Annotated in this window: 5 protein-coding genes; 3 read left to right on the forward strand and 2 right to left on the reverse strand. The window is 61.4% G+C overall.

Annotated elements, in window-relative coordinates; all coding sequences use genetic code 11:
* The 3 genes from Q0S16_RS18835 to Q0S16_RS18845 form a co-directional block, all read left to right on the forward strand.
* Positions 1 to 324 (forward strand): aldehyde dehydrogenase family protein (locus Q0S16_RS18835; RefSeq protein ID WP_295851365.1); only part of this gene is annotated, 324 nt, incomplete at its 5' end.
* Positions 325 to 406: 82 nt separating this feature from the next.
* Entirely contained in the window at positions 407 to 1,774 is a 1,368-nt protein-coding gene (locus Q0S16_RS18840) for an MFS transporter (protein WP_295851368.1), read from the forward strand.
* A 195-nt stretch (positions 1,775 to 1,969) separates the two neighbouring features.
* Positions 1,970 to 3,826, forward strand: coding sequence for a hypothetical protein (locus Q0S16_RS18845; protein WP_295851371.1), 1,857 nt, complete (start codon positions 1,970 to 1,972; stop codon positions 3,824 to 3,826).
* Between the two features lie 27 nt (positions 3,827 to 3,853).
* On the opposite strand, the gene galE is transcribed toward Q0S16_RS18845, so the two are convergent.
* Both galE and Q0S16_RS18855 read right to left on the reverse strand, forming a co-directional pair.
* Positions 3,854 to 4,834 (reverse strand): UDP-glucose 4-epimerase GalE, encoded by a 981-nt coding sequence (galE, locus tag Q0S16_RS18850; protein WP_295851374.1) that lies wholly within the window; start codon positions 4,832 to 4,834, stop codon positions 3,854 to 3,856.
* A gap of 170 nt (positions 4,835 to 5,004) precedes the next feature.
* Positions 5,005 to 5,908, reverse strand: a 904-nt coding sequence (locus Q0S16_RS18855; protein ID WP_295851377.1) for a dihydroxy-acid dehydratase, incomplete at its 5' end; no start/stop codon positions are given.

Below are 5,908 nucleotides of genomic sequence, written 5' to 3' on the forward strand. Positions count from 1 at the left end.
GTGACGCCGTTCAAGGACGAGGCCGACGCGCTGCGGCTGGCCAATGACTCGCCGTTTGGTCTCGCCGCCGCCATCCGTACCAGCAATATCGGCCGCGCCCATCGTGTCGCCTCGCGCGTCCGCGCCGGCATCGTCTGGGTCAACGACCATCACCGCCTCGATCCGGCGTCGCCCTGGGGCGGCGTCGATGACAGCGGCATCGGCAGCGAATTCGGCACCGAAAGCTTCGAGACGCATTTTAATACCAAGAGCGTGATGGTGGCGACCGCCGAGAAGGATTTCGACTGGTATCGCGACACGGCGGGGCAAAAGCGCTTGAACTGAACATTCCGAGGCGGGCGGCTGCGAAAGTCCAGAGAGACGCAGCCGCCCGTGAGTGACCAACAATCAAAACGGGAGAACGCCTATGCCAACCTCAGTCAACGCGGGGGGCCGTCTTGATCGGCTTCCGATCGGACCATTCCACTACCGGATCATGACGCTGATCGGGATCGGCATGTTCTTCGACGGTTTCGACATCTACCTCGCCGGCACCGTACTCGGCGTCACCCTCAAGACCGGCTTCTCGACGCTCGGCGAAAACGCGATTTTCATCTCGTTGACCTTTGTCGGCATGATGGTCGGCTCGTTCGGTACCGGCTTTCTCGGCGACCGCTTCGGCCGACGCTTCACCTACCAGTTCAACCTGCTGCTGTTCGGGCTGTCGTCGCTCGCCGCCGCTTTTGCTCCCAACATGGCAGTCCTGATCATCTGCCGGTTTTTCATGGGCATTGGCCTCGGAGCCGAGAACGTAGTCGGCTATTCCACCCTGACTGAATTCGTCCCGGCCAAATCGCGTGGCAAGTGGCTCGGATTGATGGCCGTTTGCGTGGTCACCGGACTGCCGGCGGCCCTGCTGGTGGCATCCTTCATTGTCCCGATATTCGGCTGGCGCGCGATGTTCATCATCGGCGGAATCGGCGGCCTGGTCGTCTGGTATCTGCGCAAGAACCTGCCGGAATCGCCGCGCTGGCTCGAAGCGGTCGGACGCAAGGAAGAGGCTGAAGCGCTGATGCAGAGTATCGAGCGGGAAGCTTCTCGCGGCCAGCCGCTGCCGGCGCCGGTCGCAGCGCCTGCCATACCGCCGTCGGGCAAGCTCGCGACGCTGTTCACGCAGCCGCTATTGTCCCGGATGATTGTCGGTTCGGTCTGCCTGATCACCATCAACACGCTGCTGTACGGTTTCGTCACGTGGTTGCCGGTGTTCTTCATCAAGCAGGGGCTGAGCGTCGCGACCTCCTTCAGCTATGCGCTGTTGATGGCGCTCGGCGCTCCGGTTGGTTCCGCGATCGGCGCCCTGACCGCCGACCGCTGGGGTCGCAAACCGACCATTATCGGCTCGTCGCTGATCACAGTGGCGCTGGGGATCGTCTATCCGATGATCTCGGATCCGATCCTGCTGCCGGCGGTCGGGTTCCTGCTGACGATACCGATCTACATTCTGGTGGCGTTGCTGTTCGGCGTCTATATCCCCGAACTGTTCCCGACCGAAGTGCGATTGCGCGCTTCGGGTATCGTCAACACGCTGGGCCGCGGGGCCACGATCGTCACGCCGTTCCTGGTGGTCATGCTGTTCGAGGCCCGCGGCGTCGCCGGCGTGATGGCGCTGATGATCGGATTGCTGGTGATCCAGATCGTCACCGTCGCGACGCTGGGCATCGAAACCCGTCATCGCCGGCTCGAAGAGCTGAAGGAAGAAGAGATCGCTCCGGCCGTTCTCAGTCGGACGTCCTGAGCAGGCTGTAAAGGAACTAATTGCTGGCCGTTAACGCCCCCAAAGGTGCGGCGGCCAGCATTGATTGCAGTCGCCGGAGCCAATTGCGCCGATGACGGCATGGGACATGACCTTGAGCCCGCTCCGGTTACCATTCGACAATGGAACAAGCATCTGCATGGTTGAACGCGCACGACGAAGATCGTAGCAAGATCAATGAAAAAAATCGTTGGCGTCCTGCTGGTCTGCTTGATCTGCGCCGTTTTTGCCTTTGCCGACGGCTACCCGCTGTCCATCGTCCGACACCGGTGGCAGGAAATCATCACCGAGAGCAACCACGCAGCGCTGCGGCCGGGCTCGGTCTACGACATCCTCACTCATTTCGAGCAGAATTTCGGCCGGACCCGTCCCGAATTCAAATATCTCTTCTTCGATACGGGGCTGGGTGCGGCCGATCCGATCTACCCGGTCTTCCAGGTCGGTCACCAGCAGAGCTGGTCGCAATTGATCACGGCCGGGATGTCGGAGCAGAACCGGCACATCGATCACTTTTCCACCGGCGACACGCCGGAGGGATGTCGCATCCAGTCGGTCTACTGGGTTCGCCACATCGACGAATTCCCCGATATGTATGCGGGTCTTCGTGCGGACGGCTACACGCTGATCGACATCAGTTTCGATTATTACGTGAAGCTGAGGCCCGACGCGCAATGCGGCAAGCACGATGCGCATGAGCTCAGCGAAAATTTCGATCCGTTCAAGGCGATCTATGGCTATGCCGAAGCCTTCAAGACCTTCACGGACATCCCGCCGGAATTGCTCGCAAAATACGAGGCCAAGGTTGGCGTGCTCAAGCTGATTACGCAGGACTTCAAGACACGACAGGACGACTGGGCGAGCTATGACCAGAGCTATAGCCTGCGCGATAATTCGATGTGGTTCTACCCGGACGGTTTCGCACCTGATCATGGCATCGACACGCCACGGCCGCAGAGTGGCCTGCGCTTCCTGACGCAACCCAAACATCTGTTCTACGCAGCGGAACCCGCCCTTGAACGTCAGTTTCCCCTGGCGACGACATTGGGCGAGGAAGGTTTTTCCAGGCTTCTGAAATTTCTCAAGGGCAAGCCCACGGTTGACTTCGATGCGAAGTCTGAACCGGGCGACGACGCGCTCGACATCACGGCGCAGGTCACACCGAAGAATTTCTATACGTCGGGCACCATTGTCGAGCCGATCCGCGACGTGGTTGCCGATGTCTCCGATCCCAACCATTACAAGCTCGTTTCCGTCATCCTTCGTCCCGGCGAGCCGGAGACCGATGTGCATTTCTCGACGCCGCGGGAGATTCCGCAAGTCCGCATGGTCTACCAGTTGATGAGCCCGCGCTTTCCGGGACGCGCCTACGAACAACTGTTCATCCATCTCGATTTTGACGCGATCGACAGGCTGCTCCCCGCCGCGCAGCGTCGCGACGCCGCCACCGACTTCCTGCGCAAGGCGGATGCCTTGACGGGCGTGCGGGGGGAGGGCGGGCCGGGCGCCGGCCAGGCGACCGCGGACTTCATCCAGGACGCCATCGGGGCGCGTCCGATACAGACGGTAAGCTGGAGTTCGTCGCTGACCGGGCTTTGGGTGTTCGGTATGCTGAGCCGGTCCTATAATGTAGAGCGCGGACTTGAAGCGGTTTCGATCGTCAGACAGGGCGTGAACATCGGGTTCTATTCCAGCGCGTTCGACAACGCGCTGTTCCGCCTTGCCATCGACAAGACCGATGGGCGTGAAAAAGCCGATCTGCAAAGCGTGCTGGACGACCTCACGCCAAAAACCTATCGCGATCAGCGGCGACACGATCCCGAGGTTCTGACCTTCAACCGCATGACATGCGCGCAGTGCCACCAGATGGCCGGACGCGATGGCGTGCATGTACTGCTGAACGATGGCCTGGATCGCAGGATCGCAACTCCCTACAAGGCTACGGAATATGTCTTCCGCGAGCTTGATCGCCAGCTGCGTCGCATCCCTCGACTCGACGCGAGCACAGCAGACCATCCAATGCTGTTTTCGCGATAATAATGGGTCTGTTGGCGAACCGCATCGCTATCCGCGTGGCAAATGGTTGGCGTGCCAGTTCAGCGCCGTTTCAATGATCGAATTCAGGTCGTGGCTGGGAGACCAGCCAAGGACGTGCTGTGCCAGTGAATTGTCGGCCACCAGTACCGGAGAGTCGCCTTCGCGCCGCGGCCCCAGCTGAACTTCAAAATCACGACCGGATATTTTCTTGACGGTCTCGATCAACTCCTTGACCGTCGTTCCATGGCCGGTGCCGAGATTGAGCGCGTGGCTTGTCGCGTTTGCCAGCAGATGCTGGACGGCGCGCGTATGCGCATTCGCGAGATCGAGGACATGCACAAAATCCCGGACGCAGGTGCCATCCCGGGTCTCGTAGTCGGTCCCGAGCACCTGGAAGTGAGATCGTCGGCCCAGCGCCGCTTCAATCGCAATCGGCACAGCGTGGCTTTCCGGTGAATGCCACTCCCCGATCCGGCCCTCGGGATCGGCGCCTGCCGCGTTGAAATATCGCAGGATAAATGATTTGAATCCCTGGTGCTGGTCGAGATCTTTCAAAATCTGCTCGACCATTAATTTGCTCCGACCATAGGGATTGATCGGAGCCTGACCGTGGCGCTCATTGATGGGGAGCGATGTCGGAAGCCCGTAGGTGGCGCAGGTCGATGAGAAAACGATCTTGTCGATCCCGGCGGCCTGCGCCGCGCGAAGCAGGGTGATCGTGCCGGCTACATTATTTTCGTAAAAACCGCCGGGGTCGCGGATGGACTCGCCGACTTCAATCGCCGCGGCGAAATGGACGATGGCAGCTGGATTGTATTTCTTCAGGACGGCGTCCAGCTTGCCGCGGTCACGGATATCCCCGACCTCGAGCGGTCCCCACTTTGCGAATTCAGCGTGACCATTAGACAGGTTGTCATAGACAACCGGGGTGAACCCCTTGCTGCACATATCCAGGCAAGTATGCGAGCCGATGTAGCCGGCGCCGCCCGCGACCAGGATGTTTGTCATCGTTCAGATTTTCCGGGCCCGCGGCAGTACCGTTGTTGTCCGACTACCATGCCAATAGAGCACATCGGAATGAATACCGAAACGATGCAGGCGGCGACGGCTGGACAGTTGTGAACGCCAGCGAAAGCCGACAGCCGCGCGCGACGTCGGCTTTCGCGGGCAGTCGGCGTCTAATAGGCCTTGTTCGCCTCGGGCCGATGCTTGTTCGTCGGCACGAAGCCGGAGCGAACGGCTTCGCGCGGCTGGCGTACCCAGACCTCGCGATTGGGGTGCAGACCGGCGCCGCGGGTCGCTGGGACCGCGGACAGCCGCGCGCGGTGCAGCAGCCGGGTGTCGGCGTCGCCGCAATTCGGATGAATGCCGCCATTGTCCGCCACGGCCTTGTCCCAGATCGCCTTGCGCCGACTGAAAATGGCGGGGTCGGCGAGCGCGGTGCAGGTCAGCTCATTGCTGTTCAGATCCGCGATGATCTCGTCACCGTCTTCGACGAGGGCGATCGGGCCGCCGAGGGCGGCTTCCGGGCCGACATGGCCGATGACAAGGCCGACCGAGCCGCCCGAAAAGCGCGCGTCGGTCATTAACGCAACAACGATGCCGCGCTCTCGGCACAAGGTCGTGATGCGCGAGGTCGGGTCGAGCATTTCCGGCATGCCGGGCGCGCCGACCGGCCCGTCATAGCGCACGATGATCATGTCGTTGTTCTGGAAACGATCGGGAGTCTTGTCGAGCGCGGTGAGCAGGCCCTGTTCGCCTTCGAACACGCAGGCCTTGCCGCGGAACAGGTTGTTCTCCAGCCCGCCCTCGACGCCGGCCAGCTTCAGGATCGCGGAGAATTCCGGCGACAGATTGCCGCCGAGCATGCGCAGGCCGCCCGTCGGCTTGTAGGGCTTGGCGACCGAATAGATCACCTTGCCGTCCGCGCTCTTGGTGCCGAGGCGCTTGACCTGTTCGGCCAGCGTCTCGCCGGTGCAGGTCATGACGTCGCCATTGAGCAGGCCGGCTTCCAGCAACTCGCGCACGATCACCTGCACGCCGCCGACCGCGTCGATGTCGACCATCGAATACTTGCCGTAG

It is taken from the genome of Tardiphaga sp., assembly GCF_025356345.1.
In the GTDB taxonomy this organism is placed as follows: domain Bacteria; phylum Pseudomonadota; class Alphaproteobacteria; order Rhizobiales; family Xanthobacteraceae; genus Tardiphaga.